This is a genomic window from Streptomyces sp. NBC_00442, from assembly GCF_036014195.1.
In the GTDB taxonomy this organism is placed as follows: Bacteria; Actinomycetota; Actinomycetes; order Streptomycetales; family Streptomycetaceae; genus Streptomyces.
The window spans coordinates 6,348,356-6,371,037 of the sequence record NZ_CP107918.1; the positions used below are offsets into that span (position 1 = coordinate 6,348,356).

Annotated in this window: 16 protein-coding genes; 8 read left to right on the forward strand and 8 right to left on the reverse strand. The window is 71.0% G+C overall.

Going from position 1 to position 22,682, the window contains the following annotated elements; all coding sequences use genetic code 11:
* The first annotated feature begins 139 nt into the window (after positions 1-139).
* Both OG432_RS28460 and OG432_RS28465 read left to right on the forward strand, forming a co-directional pair.
* Positions 140-1,195: an LLM class F420-dependent oxidoreductase gene (locus OG432_RS28460; protein ID WP_328313816.1), complete on the forward strand. Its 1,056-nt coding sequence runs from the start codon at positions 140-142 to the stop codon at positions 1,193-1,195.
* Between the two features lie 219 nt (positions 1,196-1,414).
* Positions 1,415-2,203, forward strand: a complete 789-nt coding sequence (locus tag OG432_RS28465) for a ferritin-like domain-containing protein (RefSeq protein WP_328313817.1) — start codon at positions 1,415-1,417, stop codon at positions 2,201-2,203.
* Here the strand turns inward: OG432_RS28465 and corA are convergent, their stop codons facing one another.
* Positions 2,204-3,190, reverse strand: a complete 987-nt coding sequence (corA, locus tag OG432_RS28470) for a magnesium/cobalt transporter CorA (RefSeq protein ID WP_328313818.1) — start codon at positions 3,188-3,190, stop codon at positions 2,204-2,206.
* 68 nt (positions 3,191-3,258) lie between these two features.
* Here corA and OG432_RS28475 point away from each other — a divergent pair, with 68 nt between their 5' ends.
* The 5 genes from OG432_RS28475 to OG432_RS28495 all read left to right on the forward strand — a co-directional run bounded on the left by OG432_RS28475 (position 3,259) and on the right by OG432_RS28495 (position 10,110).
* Complete coding sequence (locus OG432_RS28475; RefSeq protein ID WP_328313819.1) at positions 3,259-3,945, forward strand: histidine phosphatase family protein; 687 nt, start codon at positions 3,259-3,261, stop codon at positions 3,943-3,945.
* A gap of 68 nt (positions 3,946-4,013) precedes the next feature.
* Positions 4,014-4,604, forward strand: coding sequence for a DUF3090 domain-containing protein (locus tag OG432_RS28480; protein ID WP_053723476.1), 591 nt, complete (start codon positions 4,014-4,016; stop codon positions 4,602-4,604).
* Entirely contained in the window at positions 4,568-5,389 is an 822-nt protein-coding gene (locus tag OG432_RS28485) for an SCO1664 family protein (RefSeq protein WP_328313820.1), read from the forward strand. The genes OG432_RS28480 and OG432_RS28485 overlap by 37 nt, the downstream gene beginning before the upstream one ends.
* A 308-nt stretch (positions 5,390-5,697) precedes the next feature.
* A complete protein-coding gene (gene mshC, locus OG432_RS28490) occupies positions 5,698-6,927 on the forward strand; it encodes a cysteine--1-D-myo-inosityl 2-amino-2-deoxy-alpha-D-glucopyranoside ligase (RefSeq protein ID WP_328313821.1) in 1,230 nt (409 codons plus the stop codon).
* A gap of 135 nt (positions 6,928-7,062) precedes the next feature.
* Entirely contained in the window at positions 7,063-10,110 is a 3,048-nt protein-coding gene (locus OG432_RS28495; RefSeq protein ID WP_328313822.1) for an NPCBM/NEW2 domain-containing protein, read from the forward strand.
* Positions 10,111-10,170: 60 nt separating this feature from the next.
* Here OG432_RS28495 and OG432_RS28500 read toward each other — a convergent pair whose 3' ends face one another.
* From OG432_RS28500 to OG432_RS28530, 7 genes are all read right to left on the reverse strand, one after another.
* Positions 10,171-11,577, reverse strand: a complete 1,407-nt coding sequence (locus tag OG432_RS28500) for an NADP-dependent succinic semialdehyde dehydrogenase (RefSeq protein ID WP_328313823.1) — start codon at positions 11,575-11,577, stop codon at positions 10,171-10,173.
* A 95-nt stretch (positions 11,578-11,672) separates the two neighbouring features.
* Positions 11,673-12,659, reverse strand: a complete 987-nt coding sequence (locus OG432_RS28505) for a PAC2 family protein (protein ID WP_267054096.1) — start codon at positions 12,657-12,659, stop codon at positions 11,673-11,675.
* Positions 12,660-12,879: 220 nt separating this feature from the next.
* A complete protein-coding gene (locus tag OG432_RS28510; RefSeq protein WP_328313824.1) occupies positions 12,880-13,551 on the reverse strand; it encodes a FadR/GntR family transcriptional regulator in 672 nt (223 codons plus the stop codon).
* A gap of 157 nt (positions 13,552-13,708) precedes the next feature.
* Positions 13,709-15,337, reverse strand: coding sequence for a glycerol-3-phosphate dehydrogenase/oxidase (locus OG432_RS28515; RefSeq protein ID WP_328313825.1), 1,629 nt, complete (start codon positions 15,335-15,337; stop codon positions 13,709-13,711).
* A gap of 6 nt (positions 15,338-15,343) precedes the next feature.
* Positions 15,344-16,870, reverse strand: a complete 1,527-nt coding sequence (glpK, locus tag OG432_RS28520) for a glycerol kinase GlpK (protein ID WP_328313826.1) — start codon at positions 16,868-16,870, stop codon at positions 15,344-15,346.
* 44 nt (positions 16,871-16,914) lie between these two features.
* Positions 16,915-17,697, reverse strand: a complete 783-nt coding sequence (locus OG432_RS28525; protein WP_328313827.1) for an MIP/aquaporin family protein — start codon at positions 17,695-17,697, stop codon at positions 16,915-16,917.
* A gap of 321 nt (positions 17,698-18,018) precedes the next feature.
* Positions 18,019-18,783 (reverse strand): IclR family transcriptional regulator, encoded by a 765-nt coding sequence (locus tag OG432_RS28530; RefSeq protein WP_328313828.1) that lies wholly within the window; start codon positions 18,781-18,783, stop codon positions 18,019-18,021.
* Between the two features lie 288 nt (positions 18,784-19,071).
* Here OG432_RS28530 and metH point away from each other — a divergent pair, with 288 nt between their 5' ends.
* On the forward strand, positions 19,072-22,584 hold the full coding sequence (metH, locus tag OG432_RS28535; RefSeq protein ID WP_328313829.1) for a methionine synthase: 3,513 nt from the start codon (positions 19,072-19,074) through the stop codon (positions 22,582-22,584).
* Positions 22,585-22,682 lie beyond the last annotated feature (98 nt).

Below are 22,682 nucleotides of genomic sequence, written 5' to 3' on the forward strand. Positions count from 1 at the left end.
CCGCATCGCGTCCACGCGCGCTAGAGTCCCGGACACAGAAACGTTACTCATGAGTAAGACAGCCATGAGTAGGACAGGCATGAGCAGGACAGGTGCGTGGACGCCCGCGCACGGGTCACGACGAGTTAGGGGATCGGCCATGCGGCTCGGCATCAACCTCGGCTACTGGGGCGCGGGAATGGACGGCGACAACCTCGCCGTCGCCAAGGAGGCGGACAAGCTCGGCTACGACGTCTGCTGGGCGGCCGAGGCCTACGGTTCGGACGCGCCGACGGTGCTCGCCTGGGTCGCCGCGCAGACCGAGCGCATCGACGTCGGCTCCGCGATCCTCCAGATCCCGGCCCGCCAGCCCGCCATGACCGCGATGACGGCCGCCACCCTCGACTCGCTCTCCGGCGGCCGTTTCCGCCTCGGCCTGGGCGTCTCGGGCCCGCAGGTCTCCGAGGGCTGGTACGGCGTCAAGTTCGACAAGCCGCTGGCCCGCACCCGCGAGTACGTCGAGATCGTCCGCAAGGCGATGACGCGCGAGCGCCTGTCCTACGAGGGCGAGCACTGGACGCTGCCGCTGCCCGGCGGCCCCGGCAAGCCCATCAAGCTGACCGTGCACCCCGAGCGCGAGCACATCCCGCTCTACATCGCCGCGATCGGCCCCAAGAACCTGGAGCAGACCGGCGAGATCGCCGACGGCGCGCTGCTGATCTTCCCGGCCGCCGAGCACATCGAGGCCACTGCGATCTCCCACATCCGTACGGGCCGCGAGAAGGCCGGTCTGACCATGGAGGGCTTCGACGTCTGTCCCACGCTGCCGATCTCGCTCGGCGCCGACGCGGACGTCCCCGCCCTCGCCGACATGTTCCGTCCCTACACCGCGCTGTACGTCGGCGGCATGGGCAGCCGCAAGCAGAACTTCTACAACCAGCTCGCGCAGCGCATGGGATACGAGAAGGAAGCCGCCGAGATCCAGGACAAGTACCTCTCCGGCGACAAGGCGGGCGCGGGCGCCGCGGTGCCGCACCAGCTCATCGACTCGACCACGCTGCTCGGCTCGGTGGAGCGGATCGCCGACCGGATGCAGGCCTACGCCGCCTCCGGCGTCACCACCCTCACCCTCGCCCCGGCCGGCTTCACCCTGGACGAGCGGCTCGCCTCGCTGCGCGCGGGCACCGAGGCGCTGGAGCGCGCGGGCCTCGCGTAACCAGATGTGGTCTCCGCGGCCGTGGTGGGGGCTCGGGGGTCTTCCCCGCCACGGCCGTCACGCCTATCAACGCCCGGCCGGGCGTGGCGGTTACGGCGCTATGGGCACCGCACATTCCTTCGTTTGGCCCAGTGGGGCGCGACCCCTGTTGCCGCTGGCGGTATGCCGCATTTGACTCGGTTGCGCAGAGTCCTGCGTGCACCCGGAGGTACGGCAACGATGCTCTCGGCCAAGAGCCTGTTCCAGGAGATCCTCGACCACGACGAGTCGTTCCGGCTCTTCTGCTCCATCGCGGCCAGCGGCGAGTCGCAGGGCGGCTGGGAGAACGGCCGCATCGCCGCGCTCCTGCCCGAACAGTGCCGCGCCCTGGCCCCCAAGGTGGCCCGGCACGGCGCCGACGAGGACAAGCACGGGCGGATCTTCCGCGCGCTCATGAAGAAGCGCGGCCTGCGCGCCGCCGACGTACCCGACGACACCGACTACACGATGCTGCTGGAGCGGCGCGGCATCGGGCTCGGTCACGCCAAGCTCCGGCGCGAGGACCCGCTCACCGAACGGGACGTCGTGGTCTACCTGGCACACAGCCGGGTCACCGAACAGCGCGCGTCCGAGCAGATGGAGCTGCTGCGCAAGCACTTCGGCGAGCACCCCGACCTCGGGCGGGCGGTGCGGATGATCTCCGCCGACGAGGACAACCATCTCGCCTACTGCCACGAGGAGTTGCTGCGTCTGGCGCGCGCCGGGCACGGGCCCGCCATCCATCGCGCGCTGCGCGAGTGCGCCCTCGCCGAGATCCGCGTGTACCGCGACGTCAGCCTCGCCGTCATGGCCCACATGGGCCGCATCCTCGGCTGGCCGCGCCCCAAGGCGGCGGCGCTGACGGCCGCAATCCACGCCGTGTACGCCTACGAACGGCTCGCGGGGTGGCGGCGCATGGTCACGCTCGCCATGCCGCAGCGCCGCGACCCCCTGGGCGGCCCCGTCCTGACCGCCCCCGGGTTCGCCTAGTCACAGCCAGCCGCGCCGCTTGAACAGGCGGAACAGCCCGATCTCCAGGAGCACCATCAGGGCGATCAGCGCCGGGTAGCTCCACGCCCAGTGGAGTTCGGGCATGTGGTCGAAGTTCATGCCGTAGACACCCGCCAGCATCGTGGGGACCGCGGCCATCGCCGCCCACGCCGAGATCTTCCGCATGTCGTCGTTCTGCCGGACGCTCACCTGCGCCAGATGGGCCGAGAGGATGTCGGAGAGCAGCCGGTCCAGGCCTTCCACCGCCTCGTTGGTGCGCATCAGGTGGTCGTCCACGTCGCGGAAGAACGGCTGGGACGCGGCGTTCACGAACGGCACGCCCGCGCCCGCCAGGCGCTGCACCGGCTGCGCCAGCGGCCCCGTCGCGCGGCGGAACTCCTGGAGCTGCCGCTTGAAGGTGTAGATCCGCGACGCCGTGTCCTTCGTGTCGCGGCCGCCCGACGGCGAGAAGATCTGCGCCTCCAGCTCCTCCAGGTCGTTCTGGAGCTCGGCCGCCACCTCCGTGTAGTGGTCGACGACCGCGTCGCTCACCGCGTACAGGACCGTGGTGGGCCCGTGCTTGAGCAGTCCGGGCTCCGACTCAAGGCGCCGGCGCACCGCCTTCAGTGGCGCCCCCTCACCGTGCCGCACGGTCACCACGAAGCTGTCACCCACGAAGAGCATCAGCTCGCCGGAGGTGACGGTGTCGCTCTGCGGCTCGTACACGACGGGCTTGAGCACCATGAACAACGAGTCGTCGTAGACCTCGAGCTTGGGGCGCTGATGGGCCTTGAGGGCGTCCTCCACGGCCAGCGCGTGCAGCCCGAACTCGGTGCTGACCAGCTCGAACTCCTCCTCGGTCGGCTCATGGAGCCCCACCCAGAGGAAGCTGTCACCGGTGGCGCGCGCCTTGTTGAGGGCGTCCGAGAAGTCCCCGGGGTCCTCGGTCCGGCGGCCTTCGTGGTAGATGGCGCAGTCGACGATCATTGGGCGCATTCTCCCGTGAAAGGGAGCCGCCCGCACCCGGGCGTGACCGGCCGCCTAGGCTGGCGCCCATGGCCACGCTGATCCTCGTACGCCACGGACGTTCCACCGCCAACACGGCGGGGGTGCTGGCCGGCTGGACGCCGGGTGTCGCCCTCGACGAGCGGGGCAACGCCCAGGCCGCCGCCCTGCCCGCCCGGCTCGCCGGCGTGCCGCTCGCCGCCGTCGTCACCAGTCCGCTGCAGCGCTGCCGCGAAACCGTGCAGCCGCTCCTCGACGCCCGCCCCGGGCTTGCCCTGCACCCCGAGGACCTGATCGGCGAGTGCCACTACGGAGACTGGTCGGGCGGCAGCCTCGCCGAGCTCTCCACCGACCCGCTGATGGAGGTCGTGCAGCAGCACCCCTCCAACGCCGCGTTCCCGGGCGGCGAGTCGATGCGCGCGATGCAGGCCCGCGCGGTCGGCGCCGTCCGTGACTGGAACGAGCGGATCGAGACGGAGCACGGTTCCGAAGCCGTCTACGCCATGTGTTCGCACGGCGACATCATCAAGTCCGTCGTGGCGGACGCCCTCGGCATGCATCTGGACCTCTTTCAGCGGATCTCGGTGGAACCGTGTTCCCTCACCGTGATCCGCTACACCCGTCTGCGGCCCTATCTCGTACGCCTCGGCGACACCGGGGACCTCGCCTCGCTGATGCCGCGCGAGACCCCGGCGCAGGAACAGGCCGAGGTCGGTGGCGGTGCGGGAGCACCGTGATCGCTCGGGGCAGTAGGGTGGACGCGCCGAAAACCGCTGCTCCAACTCCGAACTAGGGAGACCAGAACGTGTCCCGTCAGGTGTTCTTCTACGACCCGCCGGACCGTTTCGTGGCCGGCACGGTCGGGCTCCCGGGGCGCCGTACGTTCTTCCTCCAGGCGTCCGCGGGCAGTCGCACCACCAGCGTCGCCCTGGAGAAGACCCAGGTCGCCGCGCTCGCCGAGCGGATCGACGAACTGCTGGACGAGGTCGTGCGCAGGACCGGAGGAAACGCTCCTGTGCCCGCCGTGGCCCCGCCCGACGTCACCGACAGCGCCCCCCTCGACTCGCCCGTCGAGGAGGAGTTCCGGGTCGGCACCATGGCGCTGGCCTGGGACGGCGACGAACAGCGCATGATCATCGAGGCGCAGGCCCTGGTCGAGCTCGACGCCGACACCGAGGACGACCTCGCCGAGGCCGAGGAGCGGATGCTCCAGGACGAGGAGAACGGCCCGCCGATGCTGCGGGTGCGCCTGACCGGAGCCCAGGCCAGGGCCTTCGCCAAGCGCGCCCTGGACGTCGTGAACGCGGGCCGGCCGCCGTGCCCGCTGTGCAGCCTCCCGCTCGACCCGGAAGGACACGTATGCCCGCGCCAGAACGGATACCGCCGCGGAGCCTGACCTCCGTCGAGCTCCTCACCCGCGGCGAGCTCACCGTCCTCGGCCGGATCCGCGAGGCGTCCAACGCGGTCCTGTACTGCTCGGTGGCGTACGGGGACGAGAGCGCGGAGTGCGTCTACAAGCCCGTCGCGGGGGAGCGGCCCCTGTGGGACTTCCCCGACGGCACGCTCGCCCAGCGCGAGGTCGCGGCGTACGAGGTGTCCCGAGCCACCGGGTGGGACCTCGTGCCGCCCACCGTGCTGCGTGACGGCCCCTACGGCGAGGGCATGGTCCAGCTGTGGATCGAGCCGGTGGAGGGCGACTCCGGGCTGCTCGCGCTCGTCGAGGACGAGGAGCCGGCCGAGGGCTGGAAGGCGGTCGCGCTCGCGGAGGTCGGCGAAGGGCGTACGGCGCTGCTCGTGCACGCCGACGACGCCCGGCTGCGGCGGCTCGCGGTGCTCGACGCGGTGATCAACAACGGGGACCGCAAGGGCGGGCACCTGCTGCCCGCGCCCGACGGGCGGCTGTACGGAATCGACCACGGGGTCACGTTCCACGTGGACGACAAGCTGCGGACGCTGCTGTGGGGGTGGGCGGGCGAGCCGCTCACCTCGGAGGCGGTGGGCGCCGTGAAGGGCCTGGCCGAGGCCCTTCGACCCCTGGAGCCGCTGGCCGTGCGGCTCGCTTCGCTGATCACGGAGGCGGAGCTGGACGCTGTGCGTGCCCGAGTGGAGTCGCTCCTCTCCACCGGCCTCCACCCCACCCCTTCGGGCGAATGGCCCGCCATCCCGTGGCCCCCGGTCTGACCCCTGCGTCCCCGGGGCTCCGCCCCGGACCCCGTTTCGCGCCTTGAGGGCGCTCGTCCTCGGTCTCCCCCAAGGCCTCAAGGGCCAGCGCGGTGGGCGCGAGCCATCGGCGCGGGGTGCCCCGCAGGGGCGCGGGGAACTGCGCGACCAGCCACGCACGGTCCGCACCCGAAGGCCGGCCGGCTCCCGGGGTTCGGGGCGGAGCCCCGGCAAGTAGCAGGGGCTCGCGGAGTGGTGCAAGACCCTCAATTCGGCCAAGAGCGGCATCCGGTTCGTATCCGGAACGTGCGTCCGGTTACGCTCAAGACATGTATGCCTGGCCCGCTTCTGAGGTCCCCGCCCTGCCCGGCAAGGGCCGCGACCTCCGGATCCACGACACCGCGACCGGCGGCTTGGTTTCCCTCGACCCCGGTCCCGTCGCCCGTATCTACGTCTGCGGCATCACGCCGTACGACGCGACCCACATGGGTCACGCGGCGACCTACAACGCGTTCGACCTCGTTCAGCGCGTGTGGCTCGACACCAAGCGGCAGGTTCACTATGTCCAGAACGTGACGGACGTGGACGACCCCCTCCTTGAGCGAGCCATCCGCGACGGCAAGGACTGGGTGGAGCTCGCCGAAGGCGAGACCGCGCTGTTCCGCGAGGACATGACCGCCCTGCGCCTGCTTCCCCCGAAGCACTACATCGGCGCGGTCGAGGCCATACCCGGCATCGTCCCGCTGGTCGAGCGGCTCCGGGACGCCGGCGCGGCGTACGAACTCGAAGGGGACGTCTACTTCTCCGTCGAGAGCGACCCGCACTTCGGCAACGTCTCGCACTACGACGCCGAGTTCATGCGCGCGCTCTCCGCCGAGCGCGGCGGCGACCCCGAGCGGCCCGGCAAGAAGAACCCGCTCGACCCGATGCTGTGGATGGCCGCCCGTGAGGGCGAGCCGAGCTGGGACGGGGCCTCGCTGGGACGCGGCCGACCCGGCTGGCACATCGAGTGCGTCGCGATCGCCCTCGACCACCTCGGCATGGGCTTCGACGTCCAGGGCGGCGGCTCCGACCTGGTCTTCCCGCACCACGAGATGGGCGCGTCCCACGCCCAGGCGCTCACCGGCGAGTACCCCTTCGCCAAGGCGTACGTGCACGCCGGCATGGTCGCCCTCGACGGCGAGAAGATGTCCAAGTCCAAGGGCAACCTCGTCTTCGTCTCGAAGCTGCGCCGCGACGGCACCGACCCGGCCGCCATCCGGCTCGCGCTGCTCGCGCACCACTACCGGGCCGACTGGGAGTGGACCGACCAGGTCCTCCAGGGCGCCGTCGAGCGCCTCGCCCGCTGGCGCGCCGCGGTGTCCCGCCCCGACGGGCCGTCCGCGGACGCGCTCGTCGAAGAGGTCCGCGAAGCCCTCGCCAACGACCTGGACGCTCCCACGGCGCTGGCCGCCGTGGACCGCTGGGCCGAGCGCCAGGGCGCGGACGGCGGCGACGACGAGGGCGCGCCCGGCCTCGTGTCCCGCACGGTCGACGCCCTGCTCGGCGTCGCACTGTAGCCCCAACGCACCACCGGCGAACCGCCCTTGGACTCTCGTGAGTCCGGGGGCGGTTTTCGTTCTTCCTGGACCCCGCACCAGGTTTCCTGGTCCCACCCCATGGTCCCGTGCTCGTTTCTGCGCTAAACACGCTCTATGCAATCACCAATACGCACGAGAGTGGCGCTCGCGGGTGCGGCCGTGCTCGGTCTGCTCGCGGTGTTCGCGGGACCCGGCAGCGCGCAGGCGGACCCGTCCGCCGCCGACCCGGCCGGTACCTCCGTCGGCGACGTGACCGGTTTCGAGGCCGCCCCCGGCGCCGTCTTCACGCTGCACGCGGGCGCGGCCGAAGCCCGCGTCGGCTTCGTCGCCGCCGACACCTTCCGCATCCAACTGGCCCCGGACGGGAAGTTCACCGACCCGACCGGCTCCGACATCGTCCTGCCGCAGGGCAAACCGCCCGCCGCCCGCTGGAAGGACAAGGGCGACCGCTATGAAATGAGCACCGACAAGGTCACCCTGCGCGCCTTCAAGTCCCCGCTGCGCTTCGCCCTCTACACGGCGGACGGCACCCAGCTCTGGGCCGAGACCAAGCCGCTCAGCTGGACCAAGGACACCACCACCCAGACCCTGAACCGCGGCGCCACCGAGCAGTTCTACGGCGGCGGCATGCAGAACGGCCGCGGCAACACCTCCCACCGAGACCAGACCGTCGAGGTCGGCGTCGACGACAACTGGAACGACGGCGGCCACCCCAACTCCGTGCCGTTCTACCTCTCGACGGCCGGCTACGGCGTCTTCCGCAACACGTACGCCCCCAACACGTACGTCTTCGGACAGCCCGTCACCGCGAGCGCCAAGGAACAGCGCTTCGACGCCTACTACTTCGCCGGTGACCCCAAGCAGGTCATCGGCGACTACACCCAGTTGACCGGCAAGCCGTTCCTGCCGCCGGTCTACGGGCTCGAACCCGGCGACTCCGACTGCTATCTGCACAACGCCAACCGCGGTGAGCGCCACACCCTGGACGCGCTCAAGGTCGCGGACGCGTACAGGACCAATGACATGCCCAACGGCTGGATGCTGGTCAACGACGGCTACGGCTGCGGTTACGAGAACCTCGCCGAGACCGGCGCCGGCCTCCAGAAGGACTCGATGCACATGGGCCTGTGGACCGAGGACGGGCTCGACAAGCTCGCCGACCAGGTCAAGGCCGGTCAGCGCGTAGCCAAGCTCGACGTGGCCTGGGTCGGCGACGGATACAAGCACGCGCTCGACGGCTGCAAGGCCGCCTACCAGGGCATCGAGGACAACAGCGACGCCCGCGGCTTCACCTGGGCCCCCGAGAGCTGGTCCGGCGCCCAGCGCTGCGGCGTGCAGTGGTCGGGCGACCAGTCGGGCAGCTGGGACTACATCCGCTGGCAGATCCCGACCTACGCGGGTGCGACCCTCTCCGGTCTCGCCTACACCAGCGGCGACATCGACGGCATCTTCGGCGGCAGCCCCAAGACGTACACCCGCGACCTGGAGTGGAAGTCGTTCCTGCCCGCCGTGATGACCATGGACGGCTGGGCCGCGAGCGACAAGCAGCCCTACCAGTACGGGGAGCCCTACACCTCCGTCAACCGCAGCTACCTCAAGCTCAAGGAGTCGCTGCTGCCCTACATGTACTCCTACGCCCACGAGGCCACCACGACAGGCGTGGGCGCGGTCAGGCCGCTCGCGCTCGAATATCCCGACGACCCGAAGGCCGCCACCGACGCCGCCAAGTACGAGTTCCTGTCCGGCGAGGACTTCCTGGTCGCCCCGGTCTACCAGGACACGGCCGTACGCGACGGCATCTACCTGCCCAAGGGCACCTGGACCGACTACTGGAGCGGCCGCACCTACCAGGGCCCGACGACCGTCGACCACTACAGCGCGCCGCTGGACACGCTGCCCCTGTTCGTGAAGGCCGGGGCCGCGATCCCGATGTGGCCCGGCATCCGCTCGTACCAGGACCGCACCGCCGACTCCCCGCTCGCCTGGGACATCTACCCCCAGGGCCGCTCCTCCTTCCAGCTGTACGAGGACGACGGCGTGACCCGCGCCAACCGGACCGGCGCCTACGCCACCCAGCGCGCCGACGTCGTCGCCCCGCAGCGCGGCTCCGGCGACGTGACCGTCCACGTGGGCGCCAACGAGGGCCGGTTCACGGGCAAGCAGACCGCACGCCCGTACCAGCTCACGGTGCACACCGGGAGCGCGCCCTCGCGGGTCGAGGTCCAGGGCCGCGGCCTCGCCCGGCTCGGCTCGAAGGCCGCGTACGAGAAGGCGGCCACCGGCTGGTACTACGACCCGAGCGACCGGGGCGGCGTCGTCCTGGTGAAGACCGCGACCCTGCGCACGGACAAGGCGTTCGACGTGGAACTCGGGGGGACCAGCGCCGTGGGCGGCAGGACGCCGGGTGCCGCGGTCGCGCTGGCCGCGCCCGCGGGCCAGGAACTCGGCGCCGGAGCGGCCGGCGCGGTGGCGGTGGACGTCACCGCCGGAAGCAAGGAAGCCCGCGATGTCCGGGTCTCCCTCGCCGCGCCCGCCGGCTGGACCGTGACTCCGGCCCCCGCGCTCGACCGGATCCCGGCCGGCACCACCCGGCGGGTCGAGGTGGGCGTCACCCCCGCCAAGGACGCCAAGCCGGGCGAGGTCACTCTCACCGCCAACGCGTCGTCGGACAAGGGAAGTTCGCAGCAGCGGATCGCTGTCTCGGTGATGCCGGCGCCGCCCGCCGGCGACACCTGGGCCAGTGACATGACCTGGCTGACGTCCACCAACGGATACGGCCCGCCCGAGCGCGACCGTTCCAACGGCGAGTCCGGCGCGGCCGACGGCCACCCCCTCACCCTCGCGGGTACGACCTACGCCAAGGGCATCGGCGCACACGCCGACTCCGACATCGAGGTCTACACCGGCGGGAAGTGCACCGCCTTCACCGCCGACGCCGGCATCGACGACGAGATCAACGGCTACGGGGAGGTGGCCTTCTCCGTGGAGGCGGACGGCAAGGTCCTGTGGACCTCGCCGAAGGTGACCGGCGCCTCGGCCACCGTGCCGGTGAACGTTCCGCTCGGCGGGGCGAGCCACGTCCATCTGAAGATCACCGACACCAACAGCTCCAAGTCCGGCGACCACGGAGACTGGGCCGCCGCGAAATTCAGCTGCTCCTAGGCACACCTAGGGGCGCCGGGCGGGAGCATGGCCGCCCGGCGCCCCGCGGATGCCCGGCCGTCAGGAGTCCGACGGCTCCGCCCCGTGCCACACCGTCGTCGCGTTGCAGAACTCGCGGATGCCGTGGCCGGAGAGCTCGCGGCCGTACCCCGAGCGCTTGACCCCGCCGAACGGCAGGGCCGGGTGGGAGGCGGTCATCCCGTTGAAGAACACGCCGCCCGCCTGAAGGTCGCGGACGCAGCGGTCCACCTCCGTGCCGTCGCGGGTCCAGACATTGGAACTCAGCCCGAACGGCGTGTCGTTGGCGATCGACAGCGCCTCGCCGAGGTCCCGCACCCGGTACAGCGTGGCGACCGGGCCGAACGTCTCCTCATGGTGGATCCGCATGTCCGCGGTGACGCCGGCAAGGACGGTCGGCAGATAGAACCAGCCCGCGTCGACGCCCTCCGGGCGGCCGCCGCCGCACAGCGCGGTCGCCCCCTTGCGCAGGGCGTCCTCGACCAGCTCCTCCAGGTCGCTCCGGCCCTGTTCGCTGGCGAGCGGGCCGATGTCGGTGCCCTCGTCGAGCGGATCGCCGACCGTCAACGCCCGCATCCCGGCGGTGAATTGCTCCGCGAAGGCGTCGTACACCTCGTCGTGCACGATGAAGCGCTTCGCGGCGATGCAGGACTGCCCGTTGTTCTGCGTGCGGGCCGTCACCGCGGTCCGCGCCGCGCGCTCGACGTCCGCGGACGCGAGCACCAGATAGGGGTCGCTGCCGCCGAGTTCGAGCACCGTCTTCTTGATCTCGTCACCGCAGATCGCCGCGACCGAACGGCCGGCGGGCTCGCTGCCCGTCAGTGTGGCCGCCGCCACCCGCCGGTCGCGCAGCACCTTCTCGACACCGTCGGAGCCGATCAGGAGCGTCTGGAAGCACCCGTCGGGAAAACCGGCCCTGCGGAACAGATCCTCCAGGTACAGCGCCGTCTGCGGCACGTTCGAGGCGTGCTTGAGCAGGGCCACGTTGCCCGCCATCAGCGCGGGCGCCGCGAACCGCACGACCTGCCACAGCGGGAAGTTCCACGGCATCACGGCGAGGACCACGCCGAGCGGCCGGTAGTGGACCCGGGCCCGCTCGGCGCCGGAGTCGCGGACGTCGTCCTCGGCCGGCTCCTCGTCGGCGAGCAGGGCCTCGGCGTGCTCGGCGTACCAGCGCAGCGCCTTCGCGCACTTCGCGGCCTCGGCGCGAGCCGCCACGACCGGCTTGCCCATCTCCAGGGTCATGGTGCGAGCGATGTCGTCCCGGTCGCCGTCGAGGAGGTCGGCCGCCCTCAGCGCGAGCCGCGCCCGCTCCCCGAACGCGGTCGTGCGGTACGCCGCGAAGGCGGTCCCGGCCGTCGCGAGCCGCCGCTCGACCTCCTCGGGCCCCATGGCCCCGAAGCTCTTGAGCGTCTCACCGGTAGCCGGACTCACGGTGGCGATGGCCATGTCGTACGACACCTCCTGAAGGCGCGGGTCCTTCGACCTTCCCGCGCACGAGCGGGCACCGCAACGCGAACCGGGGCCCGAGCACGGGGGCGGTGCTACTCCTCGGGGGACTCCTCGCCGGGGTCGTCCGTCTTCGGCGGCTTCGGCGGCCGGGTGCGCCCGCTGGAGGTGTCCCTCAGGTACGAGCCGTCACCCTCGGTGGCGTGACTGCCGGCGGCGCCCTGTCCGCCGGGACCGGGACCGCCGTCGCGCCGCCTGAGGTAGCGCTCGAACTCCCGGGCGATGGCCTCGCCGGACGCCTCCGGGAGATCCGCGGTGTCCCGCGCCTCCTCCAGGGTCTGCACGTACTCCGCCACCTCGCTGTCCTCGGCGGCCAGTTGGTCGACGCCGAGCTGCCAGGCACGGGCGTCCTCGGCGAGCTCACCGAGCGGAATCCTGAGGTCGATCAGGTCTTCCAGGCGGTTGAGCAGGGCGAGCGTGGCCTTCGGGTTCGGCGGCTGCGACACGTAGTGCGGCACCGCGGCCCACAGGCTCACCGCGGGCACGCCCGCATGGGTGCACGCCTCCTGAAGGATGCCGACGATGCCCGTCGGTCCCTCGTAGCGGGTCTCCTCCAGATCCATGGTCCGTGCCAGATCCGGGTCGCTGGTCACGCCGCTCACCGGCACCGGACGGGTGTGCGGGGTGTCGCCGAGCAGCGCGCCCAGGACCACCACCATCTCCACGCCCAGCTCATGGGCGAAGCCCAGGATCTCGTTGCAGAACGAGCGCCAGCGCATCGACGGCTCGATGCCGCGCACCAGCACCAGGTCGCGCGGCTTGTCGCCGCCGACGCGGACGACGGAGAGCCGGGTGGTGGGCCATGTGATCTTGCGGACCCCGCCGTCCAGCCACACGGTGGGCCGGTTGACCTGGAAGTCGTAGTAGTCCTCGGCGTCCAGCGCGGCGAAGACCTCGCCCTTCCACACCGTGTCCAGGTGCGCGACCGCGGAGGAGGCGGCGTCGCCCGCGTCGTTCCAGCCCTCGAACGCGGCGATCATGACCGGGTCGACCAGCTCGGGAACGCCCTCCAGCTCGATCACCCAGTGCCTCCCTCAGAAGTTCCTTGTGTACGTCCCAACCTTACGGCTTCAGACCTACCCCGCCGCAGCCCCCGTGCACGGCCCCACGGCCGCGAAAAGGACGGATCCGCCCTGCCGGGAGGTGCCGGGGACCGGGCGACCGGCCCCGCACGGTCCGTGTACGCGGGGTTACCGCTCGGCCCGTGTCCGTGGGGCTGTCGCTCGGCCGTGTCCGCGGGGGCTACCGCCGCGACCTCAGCCACGTCTCCACACCCGCGATGTGCACCGTCGCCCAGCTCCGCGCGGCTTCCGCGTCCCGGTCCCGCAGAGCGGACAGGATCGCCCGGTGCTCACCCAGCGTGCGGCCCACCGCCTCCTCCTCGGCCAGACCCCGCCAGATCCGCGCCCGGGTGGCGGGACCCGACAGGCCGTCCAGGAGGCAGCACAGCACCGAGTTCCCCGACGCGGCCGCGATGTCCCGGTGGAACGCGAGGTCGGCCGCGGCCAGCTCCGCCACCGCCGGCGACCCGCCCAGCGCATCCAACCCCGATGCCAGCGCGTCGAGTTGGGGCTCGGTGATGTGCGCCGCCGCCATCGCCGTGGCGGCCGGCTCCAAGACGCGGCGCACCGCGAGGAACTCCAGGGCCGTGTCGTCGCGGTGGATGTCGACGACGAAGCTCATCGCCCCCAGCAGGAGCCGGGGATCGAGACTCGTGACGTAGGTGCCGTCGCCCTGCCGGACGTCCAGGACGCGGATCAGGGACAGCGCACGGACCGCTTCGCGCAGCGAGTTGCGGGACAGGCCGAGTTCCGCGGCGAGTTCGCTCTCCCGGGGAAGCCGGTCGCCCGGACGCAGCGCACCGGAGAGGATCATGTCCTTGATCTTCTCGATGGCCTCGTCGGTGACAGCCATGGGGCGACCTCCGCGCAGGGGATGTATCGGCCCCATTGTGCGCGCTCCGTGCCGCCGGCCCGTCCGCGTTCCGCACCGTCGGCCACGCCGCAGGGGCGGTTCCCCGCGCGTGGGAACCGCCCCTGGAGCCGCCGCTCGGCGCGGTACTGACGGTGTGTCAGTCCTTGGCCCTCAGCAGGTCGTCGACCTTGCCGCGGATCTCGTCCGTGGCAAGACCCCGGATCGTCAGGGTCGTACGGCGGCGCAGTACGTCGTCGGCCGTCTCGGCCCACTCGTGGTCGCGTGCGTAGGCCACCTGCGCCCAGATCTCGGGGGCGTCCGGGTGGATGCGCTCGGCGAGCGCCGCGTCCTCGCCGGCCAGGCGGGCGATGTCGAAGGACAGCGAACCGTAGTGCGTGGCCAGGTGCTTGGCGGTGTCGGCCGCCATGCTCGCGCCGGGCGCCTGGGCGTCCACCATCAGGCGGTGGGCGACGGCGCGCGGGTTGGCGATGCCGGGCAGCGGCATCTTGCCGGGGAGCTCGGAGATGGGCTCGAAGTCGTTGCCGAGCGGGTGGCCCGGCAGCTGCTCCAGCTTCTTCATGACCGTACGGCCGATGTGGCGGAACGTCGTCCACTTGCCGCCGGCCACCGACAGCATGCCGCCGCGGCCCTCGGTGACGACCGTCTCACGCTTGGCCTTCGAGGTGTCGCCGGGCCCGCCGGGCAGGACGCGAAGTCCCGCGAAGGAGTAGGTGATCAGGTCGCGGGACAGCTGCTGGTCGCGGATCGAGAACGCGGCCTCGTCCAGGATCTGCGCGGTGTCCGCCTCGGTGACACGGACGTCCGCCGGGTCGCCCTCGAACTCCTCGTCCGTGGTGCCGAGCAGGAGCATGTCCTCCCACGGCAGCGCGAACGTGATGCGGTACTTGTCGATCGGGGTCGCCAGCGCCGCTTTCCAGGGGGCGGTCCGCTTGAGGACCAGGTGCGCGCCCTTGGACAGGCGTATGGAGGGCGCCGATGCCGGGTCCTCCATCTTGCGCAGGTGGTCGACCCAGGGGCCGGTCGCGTTGAGGACCAGGCGGGCGTCGACGCCGAACTCCTCGCCGTCCATGCGGTCCTTGAGGTCGGCGCCCGTGACCCGGCCCTTGGTGAAGCGCAGGCCCGTGACCTCGGCATGGTTGAGCACGACCGCGCCGGCCTCGACGGCGGCGCGCACGGTCATCAGGGCCATGCGGGCGTCGTTCATCTGGTCGTCGCCGTACACGGCCACGGCCTTCAGGTTGTCCGTACGCAGCTCCGGCACGTCCGCCGCGGCCTTCGCGGGGGAGAGCAGGTGGCCGACGCCGTCGCCGAAGGCGGACAGCGCCGAGTAGGCGAAGACGCCGGCACCCAGCTTGGCGGCGCCGTGCGGGCCGCCCTTGTACACGGGCAGGTAGAACGTGAGCGGGTTGGCGAGGTGCGGGGCCACCTGACGGGACACCGCACGCCGCTCGAAGTGGTTCTCCGCGACCAGCTTCACCGCGCCGGTCTGCAGGTAGCGCAGACCGCCGTGGAGCAGCTTGGAGGAGGCGGAGGAGGTGGCGCCGGCGAAGTCACCGGCGTCCACCAGAGCCACCCGCAGACCGGACTGCGCGGCGTGCCAGGCGGTGGAGATGCCCAGGATGCCGCCGCCGATGACCAGGAGGTCGTACGTCGCCTTGGACAGTTGCTCCCGGGTCTCGGCGCGGCTCACCGCCTTGAAGGAAGACACGGTGGAGCCGGAAGCCGGGTGCGTCCCGAGGGCAGGGACGCTCTGCAGGGTGGTCATGTCGAATTACTCCTCGTCCTCGATCCAGCCCATGGTCCGCTCGACGGCCTTGAGCCAGTTCTTGTACTCGCTGTCACGCCTGTCGGCATCCATGCGAGGGGTCCATTCCGCCGCCCGGCGCCAGTTGGCGCGCAGCGCGTCGGTGTCCGGCCAGAAGCCGACGGCGAGGCCGGCGGCGTAGGCGGCGCCGAGGCAGGTCGTCTCGGCGACCATGGGGCGCACGACCGGCGCGTCCAGGAAGTCCGAGAGGGTCTGCATCAGCAAGTTGTTGGAGGTCATGCCGCCGTCGACCTTCAGCGCGGTCAGCTCGACGCCCGAGTCCTTCGTCATGGCGTCGCTGATCTCGCGGGTCTGCCAGGCGGTGGCCTCCAGGACGGCGCGCGCGATGTGCGCCTTGGTGACGTACCGGGTCAGGCCGGCGATCACGCCACGGGCGTCCGGGCGCCAGTACGGGGCGAACAGGCCGGAGAAGGCCGGCACGAAGTAGGCGCCGCCGTTGTCCTCGACGGAGGACGCGAGCGTCTCGATCTCGGCCGCGGTCTTGATCATGCCCATCTGGTCGCGCATCCACTGGACGAGCGAGCCGGTGACGGCGATGGACCCTTCGAGGGCGTAGACCGGCTTCTGGTCGCCGATCTGGTAGCCGACGGTGGTGAGCAGGCCGTTGTAGGAGTTGACGGGCTTGTCACCGGTGTTCATCAGCATGAAGGTGCCGGTGCCGTAGGTGGACTTGGCCTCGCCCTCGGAGAAACAGGTCTGGCCGAACAGCGCCGCCTGCTGGTCGCCGAGCGCGGAGGCGACGGGGATGCCGTCGAGGACGCCGCCCTTGGCGTGCCCGTACACCTCGGCGGAGGAGCGGATCTCGGGCAGTACGGTCGCCGGGATGTCCATGGACTGAAGGATCTTGTCGTCCCACGCCATGTCGTGCAGGTTCATCAGGAGCGTGCGAGAGGCGTTGGTGACGTCGGTGACGTGCACGCCGCCGTCGGTGCCGCCGGTCAGGTTCCAGATGACCCAGGAGTCCATGGTGCCGAAGAGGATGTCGCCGCGCTCGGCGCGCTCGCGCAGCCCCTCGACATTGTCGAGCAGCCAGCGGACCTTCGGCCCCGCGAAGTAGGAGGCGAGCGGCAGGCCGGTCTGGCGGCGGAAGCGGTCCTGGCCCACGTTGCGGCCGAGCTCGCGGCAGAGCGCGTCGGTGCGGGTGTCCTGCCAGACGAGCGCGTTGTGCACGGGCTCGCCGGTGGTCTTGTCCCACATCAGCGTGGTCTCGCGCTGGTTGGTGATGCCGATCGCCTTGACGTCGGCGGAGGTGATGCCCGCCTTCTCGACCGCCCCGGCCACGACCTCCTGGACGTTGGCCCAGATCTCGTTGGCGTCGTGCTCGACCCAGCCCGGCTTCGGGAAGATCTGCTCGTGTTCCTTCTGCTCGACCGAGACGATCCGGCCGTCCTTGTCGAAGACGATGCAGCGGCTGGAGGTGGTGCCCTGGTCGATGGCCGCGATGAACGGGCCGGTGGAGTGGATGTCGCTCATGGGTGCTCCCGGAAGTCCGAAGGGGGTCGTCGCGTCGTGTCTCGTCAGGCGAAGGCGATGTTGTAGATGCCGCCGGCGATCGCTCCGCCGATCAGCGGGCCGACGACCGGGATCCACGCGTAGCTCCAGTCCGAGCCGCCCTTGTTGGGCAGCGGCAGCAGGGAGTGCACGATGCGCGGACCGAGGTCACGGACCGGGTTGATGGCGTAGCCGGTCGGACCGCCGATCGAGAGGCCGATCGCGACCACGACGAGCGCGGTGATCAGGACACCGATGACGCCGAGACCCTTGCCGTCGCCGTTGAGGCCCTGGGTCAGGATGGCCAGGACCAGCACGATGGTGGCGATGACCTCCGTGACCACGTTCTGGACCACGTTGCGGATTTCCGGGCCGGTCGAGAAGACGCCGAGCACCGGGCCGGCCGCGCTCTCGCGGGCCTCGACGGACTTGCCCTCCGCCTCACCCACGATCTCGGGGTCGGTCAGGTGGGCGTGGAACTGGCCGTAGTAGGCGAGCCACACCAGCACCGCGCCGATCATGGCGCCGAGGATCTGTCCGCCGAGGTACACGGGGACGTCGCTCCACTTGGTGCCGCCCTCGATCGCGAGACCCAGGGTCACCGCGGGGTTGAGGTGGGCGCCCGAGAGCGGGGCCGAGATGTAGGCACCGGTCAGGACCGCGAAGCCCCACCCGAAGGTGATCGCGAGCCAGCCGGCGTTGCGCGCCTTGGAACGCTTCAGGGTGACGGCGGCGCAGACGCCACCGCCCAGCAGGATCAGTATGGCGGTACCGATGGTCTCGCCGATGAAGATGTCGTGGCTGGACATCCGCGACTCCTTTGTCCTTCGTCCAGGGGGAAACCCCAACAGGCAGAGCACCGGGTTCCTCCGGTGTTCCGCGCCCTCGTGCTGAGGACTGCCGGCCCATGGCGTTGTCACACTCTAACTCGTATTGCCGGTAGGTGTTCGACAATGCCGACCGTTGAACGGCAGTTTTGCCCTCGGGTTAACTGCGCGTCAATACTTATGTGGCGGGAATCCCGATCGTTACCAGGTGGTACGAACCACCAAACGCCGACCCGGGCCCGGGGGCAACTCGAAGCCCTCGCGAGGGCCCCGAACAGGGCCCGTGGGCCGGGCGGGGAGGCGCTAGAAGCGGCCGGCGCCCAGGTCCCGCGAGACCGCGCGGGCACAGTCGCGCACCGCGGCCACCAGGTCGGGCCGCACCTCGCCCTCCTTGCAGACGCGCTCCACGGCTCCCGTGACGCCCACCGCGCCGACCGGCATCCTGCGCCGGTCGTGGATGGGGGCGGCCACCGAGGCGACGCCCACCCAGGTCTCCTCGATGTCGGAGCCCCAGCCGCGCGCCCGGGTCAGCGCGAGCAGCTCCTCGAAACCGTCGGCCGAGGTGACGGTGCCGGGCGTGAACGCCTCGTGCACCTTGTCCACGGCCTCGGTGTGCGCCACCGGGTCGTACGCGGAGAGCACCTTGCCCAGGGCCGTGGAGTGCAGCGGCTGCATGGCCCCCACCTCCAGCACCTGGCGGCTGTCGTCGGGCCGGAAGACGTGGTGCATGATCAGCACGCCCTGCTGGTGGAGCACCCCCACGTACACGCTCTCGCCGCTGGACCGCGCCAGGTCGTCGGTCCACACCAGGGCGCGGGCCCGCAGCTCGTGGACGTCCAGATAGCTGTTGCCCAGGCGCAGCAGCTCGGCGCCCAGCTGGTAGCGGCCCGACGCCGGGTCCTGCTCCACGAAGCCCTCGGCCTGCAGCGTGCGCAGGATGCCGTGCGCGGTGCCCTTGGCGAGGCCCAGCGAGGAGGCCACGTCGGACAGGCCGAGCCGTCGCTCGCCGCCCGCGAGCAGCCGCAGCATGGCGGCCGCCCGTTCGAGCGACTGGATGTTGCGCGCCATCGCGCTCCCTCCCTTTCGGGCACTGCTGAACCGGCTGTCGCCCCTGACGCGGCCGGCTCTGACATGACTGGTTCGACAATGCTGAACAGTATCGGCCGTTGCCGACCTCGTGTCACCGTGACAGTCACCCCCCGGCCCCTTCAGGATGGCTGTGCGCGGCCCCATCCTCCGCGTCCGCCCCCTGATACACCCGCGCGCGGCCGGGCACCGCCCGGTTAGGCTGGCCGCGTGTGCCCTCCCACCGGAGGGCGCAAAGCCGACAGCCGTCGCACTCCAGGGAGTAAATCCATGGCCTCGTTGCCGACCCCTTCCGCTGACAGCCGGACCCGTATCGACGCCCTCCGTGAGGCCCTCGCCACCCGGGTGGTGGTGGCGGACGGTGCGATGGGAACCATGCTGCAGGCGCAGGATCCCACCCTGGAGGACTTCCAGGACCTCGAAGGCTGCAACGAGGTCCTCAACGCGACCCGGCCCGACATCGTGCGCTCGGTCCACGAGGCGTACTTCGCGGTCGGTGTGGACTGCGTGGAGACCAACACCTTCGGCGCCAACCACACCGCGATGAGCGAGTACGACATCCCCGAGCGGGTCTTCGAACTGTCGGAGTCCGGCGCCCGGATCGCCCGCGAGGTCGCCGACGAGTTCACCGCGTCGACCGGACAGCAGCGCTGGGTGCTCGGCTCCATCGGCCCCGGCACGAAGCTGCCGACCCTCGGGCACATCGACTACAAGACGCTGCGCGACGGCTTCCAGGCCAACGCCGAGGGCCTGCTCGCGGGCGGCGCGGACGCCCTGATCGTCGAGACCACCCAGGATCTGCTCCAGACGAAGTCGGCCGTGCTCGGAGCCCGCCGCGCCATGGAGGCGACCGGGACCGACCTGCCCCTGGTCGTCTCGCTCGCCTTCGAGACGACCGGCACGATGCTGCTCGGCTCCGAGATCGGCGCCGCGCTGACCGCGCTCGAACCGCTCGGCATCGACATGATCGGCCTGAACTGCTCGACCGGCCCCGCCGAGATGAGCGAGCACCTGCGCTACCTGACCCGGCACTCCCGCATCCCGCTGCTCTGCATGCCCAACGCCGGCCTGCCCGTCCTGACCCGCGACGGCGCCCACTTCCCGCTCGGCCCCGAGGGCCTCGCGGACGCGCAGGAGAACTTCGTCCGCGACTACGGCCTCTCCCTGGTGGGCGGGTGCTGCGGTACGACGCCGGAGCACCTGCGCCAGGTCGTGGAGCGGGTGCGCGGCACCGCCCCCGGGGAGCGCAGTCCGCGCCCCGAGCCGGGCGCCGCCTCGCTCTACCAGACGGTGCCGTTCCGCCAGGACACCGCGTACATGGCGATCGGCGAGCGGACCAACGCCAACGGGTCGAAGAAGTTCCGCGAGGCCATGCTGGAGGCCCGCTGGGACGACTGCGTGGAGATGGCGCGCGACCAGATCCGCGAGGGCGCCCACATGCTCGACCTGTGCGTGGACTATGTCGGCCGTGACGGCGTGGCGGACATGGCCGAGCTGGCCGGCCGCTTCGCGACCGCCTCCACCCTGCCCATCGTCCTGGACTCCACCGAACTCCCGGTCCTGCGGGCCGGGTTGGAGAAGCTCGGCGGCCGTGCGGTCATCAACTCCGTCAACTACGAGGACGGCGACGGACCCGAGTCGCGCTTCGTGAAGGTCACCCAGCTGGCGGCCGAGCACGGCGCCGCGCTGATCGCGCTCACCATCGACGAGGAGGGCCAGGCCCGCACCGTCGAGACCAAGGTCGCCATCGCCGAGCGCCTCATCGAGGACCTGACCGGCAACTGGGGGGTGCACGAGGCGGACATCCTCATCGACACCCTCACGTTCACCATCTGCACCGGCCAGGAGGAGTCCCGCAAGGACGGCATCGCCACCATCGAGGCGATCCGCGAACTCAAGCGCCGCCGGCCCGACGTGCAGACCACCCTCGGCCTGTCCAACATCTCCTTCGGCCTCAACCCGGCCGCCCGCGTCGTCCTCAACTCCGTCTTCCTCGACGAGTGCGTCAAGGCCGGCCTCGACTCCGCGATCGTGCACGCCTCCAAGATCCTCCCCATCGCCCGCCTGGAGGAGGAGCAGGTCAAGGTCGCCCTGGACCTGATCTACGACCGGCGCGCCGAAGGCTACGACCCCCTCCAGCGGCTCATGGAGCTGTTCGAGGGCGTCAACATGAAGTCGATGAAGGCGGGCAAGGCCGAGGAGCTGCTCGCGCTGCCCCTGGACGAGCGGCTCCAGCGCCGCATCATCGACGGCGAGAAGAACGGCCTGGAGGCCGACCTCGACGAGGCGCTCCAGGACACGCCCGCCCTGGACATCGTGAACAACACCCTGCTCGCCGGCATGAAGGTGGTCGGCGAACTGTTCGGCTCCGGCCAGATGCAGCTGCCGTTCGTGCTCCAGTCCGCCGAGGTGATGAAGGCGGCGGTGGCCCATCTGGAGCCGCACATGGAGAAGTCGGACGCGGAGGGCAAGGGCACGATCGTGCTGGCCACCGTGCGCGGCGACGTCCACGACATCGGCAAGAACCTCGTCGACATCATCCTGTCCAACAACGGCTACAACGTCGTCAACCTCGGCATCAAGCAGCCGGTCTCCGCGATCCTGGAAGCCGCCGAGGAGCACCGCGCCGACGTGATCGGCATGTCCGGCCTCCTGGTCAAGTCCACCGTGATCATGAAGGAGAACCTGGAGGAGCTGAACCAGCGCAAGCTGGCGGCCGAGTACCCCGTCATCCTCGGCGGCGCAGCCCTCACCCGCGCCTACGTCGAGCAGGACCTGCACGAGATCTACGAGGGCGAAGTCCGCTACGCCCGCGACGCGTTCGAGGGCCTGCGGCTCATGGACGCCCTGATCGGCGTCAAGCGCGGCGTGCCCGGCGTGGTCCTGCCCGAGCTCAAGCAGCGCCGGGTGCCCAAGCGGGACACTCCGGTCCTGGAAGTGACCGAGGAGCCGGAGGGTTCGGTGCGCTCGGACGTGGCCACCGACAACCCGGTGCCCACCCCGCCGTTCTGGGGGACCCGCGTCGTCAAGGGCATCCCGCTCAAGGAGTACGCGTCCTGGCTCGACGAGGGCGCCCTGTTCAAGGGCCAGTGGGGCCTCAAGGAAGCCCGCAAGGGCGGACCGACGTACGAGGAGCTGGTGGAGACCGAGGGCCGCCCCCACCTGCGCGGCTGGCTCGACAAGCTGCACACCGAGGGCCTCCTGGAGGCGGCCGTCGTGCACGGCTACTTCCCCTGCGTGTCCAAGGGCGACGACCTGATCCTCCTCAACGACGACGGCAGCGAGCGCACCCGCTTCACCTTCCCGCGCCAGCGCCGCGGCCGCCGCCTGTGCCTCGCGGACTTCTTCCGCCCCGAGGAGTCCGGCGAGGTGGACGTGGTCGGCCTCCAGGTCGTCACCGTCGGCTCCCGGATCGGCGAGGAGACGGCCAAGCTGTTCGAGGCCAACTCCTACCGCGACTACCTCGAACTGCACGGCCTGTCCGTCCAGTTGGCCGAGGCGCTCGCCGAGTACTGGCACGCCCGGGTGCGTTCCGAGCTCGGCTTCGCAGGCGAGGACCCCTCCGACGTGGAGGACATGTTCGCGCTCAAGTACCGCGGCGCGCGCTTCTCGCTCGGGTACGGCGCCTGCCCCGATCTCGAGGACCGGGCCAAGATCGCCGAGCTGCTCGAACCGGAGCGGATCGGCGTCCACCTCTCCGAGGAGTTCCAGCTCCACCCGGAGCAGTCCACCGACGCCATCGTCATCCACCACCCCGAAGCCAAGTACTTCAACGCCCGATGACCAAGCGCCCCGGTTAATTCAGCGCACGTTCAGCGGACCGGACGTACACTGGTCGGCCCAGTAAAAAGGCCGGTCGCTTTTCCCCACTGGGGGAGGCG

Bases quoted from the DNA above. Each gene is read 5' to 3' on its own strand.
- OG432_RS28530 (WP_328313828.1), bottom strand. From the start codon at position 18,783: ATGGCGCGCAACATCCAGTCGCTCGAACGGGCGGCCGCCATGCTGCGG.
- OG432_RS28525 (WP_328313827.1), bottom strand. From the start codon at position 17,697: ATGTCCAGCCACGACATCTTCATCGGCGAGACCATCGGTACCGCCATA.
- OG432_RS28465 (WP_328313817.1), top strand. From the start codon at position 1,415: ATGCTCTCGGCCAAGAGCCTGTTCCAGGAGATCCTCGACCACGACGAG.
- OG432_RS28475 (WP_328313819.1), top strand. From the start codon at position 3,259: ATGGCCACGCTGATCCTCGTACGCCACGGACGTTCCACCGCCAACACG.
- metH (WP_328313829.1), top strand. From the start codon at position 19,072: ATGGCCTCGTTGCCGACCCCTTCCGCTGACAGCCGGACCCGTATCGAC.
- mshC (WP_328313821.1), top strand. From the start codon at position 5,698: ATGTATGCCTGGCCCGCTTCTGAGGTCCCCGCCCTGCCCGGCAAGGGC.
- glpK (WP_328313826.1), bottom strand. From the start codon at position 16,870: ATGAGCGACATCCACTCCACCGGCCCGTTCATCGCGGCCATCGACCAG.
- corA (WP_328313818.1), bottom strand. From the start codon at position 3,190: ATGATCGTCGACTGCGCCATCTACCACGAAGGCCGCCGGACCGAGGAC.
- OG432_RS28485 (WP_328313820.1), top strand. From the start codon at position 4,568: ATGCCCGCGCCAGAACGGATACCGCCGCGGAGCCTGACCTCCGTCGAG.
- OG432_RS28500 (WP_328313823.1), bottom strand. From the start codon at position 11,577: ATGGCCATCGCCACCGTGAGTCCGGCTACCGGTGAGACGCTCAAGAGC.
- OG432_RS28495 (WP_328313822.1), top strand. From the start codon at position 7,063: ATGCAATCACCAATACGCACGAGAGTGGCGCTCGCGGGTGCGGCCGTG.
- OG432_RS28460 (WP_328313816.1), top strand. From the start codon at position 140: ATGCGGCTCGGCATCAACCTCGGCTACTGGGGCGCGGGAATGGACGGC.
- OG432_RS28515 (WP_328313825.1), bottom strand. From the start codon at position 15,337: ATGACCACCCTGCAGAGCGTCCCTGCCCTCGGGACGCACCCGGCTTCC.
- OG432_RS28510 (WP_328313824.1), bottom strand. From the start codon at position 13,551: ATGGCTGTCACCGACGAGGCCATCGAGAAGATCAAGGACATGATCCTC.